At 68.1% G+C, this 1,713-nt stretch carries 1 protein-coding gene; it reads right to left on the reverse strand.

Annotated elements, in window-relative coordinates; genetic code table 11:
• Nucleotides 1-251: 251 nt before the first annotated feature.
• The gene (locus tag BLS95_RS53790; RefSeq protein WP_090947375.1) at nucleotides 252-1,436 is read right to left on the reverse strand and encodes a DUF4192 domain-containing protein; all 1,185 of its coding nucleotides are present in this window, start codon (nucleotides 1,434-1,436) and stop codon (nucleotides 252-254) included.
• Nucleotides 1,437-1,713: the final 277 nt, after the last annotated feature.

Consider the following 1,713-nt stretch of genomic DNA (forward strand, 5'->3'; position numbering starts at 1 on the left):
TGGACATGATCGTGTTCTCCCCCGAAATGGTGAATGATCTTTCTAGACTTCCGTCTACGTTTGGTGATCATTTCCACACCTGGAGTGATACCCCCTCGGCCAGCTCAGCGTGGGGGCTTGGTGGGTTGGTGGTGGATCGGTGGGGCTGTTCGGTGGCTGCTTGGGTGGGTCTCGGGAGGCTGGGTGCGGTCAGTGAGGGCTTGGGTGCGGTCGGTGGGGGGTTGGGTGGGGTGGGTGGAGGCTTGGGTGGGTCAGTTGAGGGTGGGTGGGGTGGTGGGGATTGGGTCGGCTTCGTCTAGGAGGTTGACCAAGGGGAGTAGCCAGGCGGCGTGGGGTGTGCCCATGGCGGCGTCGAGTTCGGTGGGGGTGGGGAGGCGGCCTCGGAGGATGTTGGGTGAGAGGAGGTTCTGGAGGGCGTGCATGAGGAGGTTGGCCATCGAGTAGGCCGGGTCGATGGTCAGGGCTCGCTCGAGGGCTATGGTGGCTTGGACGCTGTTTCCCGCCCGCCAGGCGGCCATGGCGAGGAGGGACGCGGCGGGTGGGGTGAAGCAGGGTTGAAGTCGGCGGGTCAGGTCCTTCCACAGGTGGACATGGGAGTCCTGCATGAGGGTCCAGGCCTCGTCCCGGACTCTGGTGATGGTGATGGCCAGGCCCAGCTTCGCCGCTTCGGGGTCTGTCAGGCGGCCGCCTTCCTCATGGGTTTCCAGGGCTGAGCGGACCCTTGCCAGGCCGTCGGCTATGAACTGGCTGGCGAAGGTGTCCAGGTTTGTGGCGTTTGTGAGATCGGTACGGAATTCTGCGATCGCTTCGGTGGTGGCGCGGCGCATCGCCATCCTCACCGGGCCGGTGAGCGGGGCTACCGTGCGTTCGAGGGTCTCCCGGTCGGGGAGGGCCACCAGGCCGCGGAGGGTCGCCTCGGCGGCGATCTTGCTGGTGGTCGGGTCGTATGGGGTGCCTTCCGCGGGGCAGCACGTCGGGACGTCGCAGACGTACGACCAGTAGCGGCCCTCGTGGGCTCGCAGTGCCTCGCCGACGTGAATGCCGGTCTTGGCTGCCAGCAGCCTGGCCTCGTCCACGGCCGGGGTGACGGCCTCGCCGGGACCGTAGCCGACGATGACGATCTCGGTTACGCCCTCCCTTTCGAAGAGGAGGGACAGTGGGGTGAGGGTGCCCGGAGGCAATGGCACGTTCCATCTCGCCACCACCTTGGCCTGGCCTCGGTCGAGTCCGATCACGATGAGGCTTTTGGCGGGATGGAAACCTACGAGGTAGGGCACGGCGGACAGGATGTCCGTGGGGCTGGTCAGGGTGAGGCAGTTGTCCGGGCCGAGCGCCGCAGCTGGGGCGAGGGCCGGGTGCGGGGTGGGGATCGGAGGTGGAGCTGGGGTCGAGTCGGGGGTGGGGTCGGGGGCGGGAGCGGAGGTGTTGGTCGTCATGGGCACTCAGGGTGCCGGGGTGGGCGTGGCCCAGTGACGCCGAGCGTCGTTCTGGGGATAAGCGGGGAACGGATCGGTTGAGGCTGTGGACAAGCGAGCGCTGGTGAGAGGTGCAGGTAGGCGACAGGCGCAGGTGGTCGGTCGGCGGTTGGGGATGGTGCCATGCCATCGTGCCGGTGCCGGTGCCGGTGCCGGTGCCGGTGCCGGTGCCAGTGCCAGTGCCAGTGCCGGTGCCGGTGCCGGTGCCGGTGCCAGTGCCAGTGCCGGTGCCGGTGCC

Source organism: Nonomuraea jiangxiensis, assembly GCF_900099965.1.
Taxonomy (GTDB): domain Bacteria; phylum Actinomycetota; class Actinomycetes; order Streptosporangiales; family Streptosporangiaceae; genus Nonomuraea; species Nonomuraea jiangxiensis.

Excerpts from the sequence above, each read along its gene's own strand:
- BLS95_RS53790 (WP_090947375.1), bottom strand. The coding sequence starts at position 1,436 with ATGACGACCAACACCTCCGCTCCCGCCCCCGACCCCACCCCCGACTCG.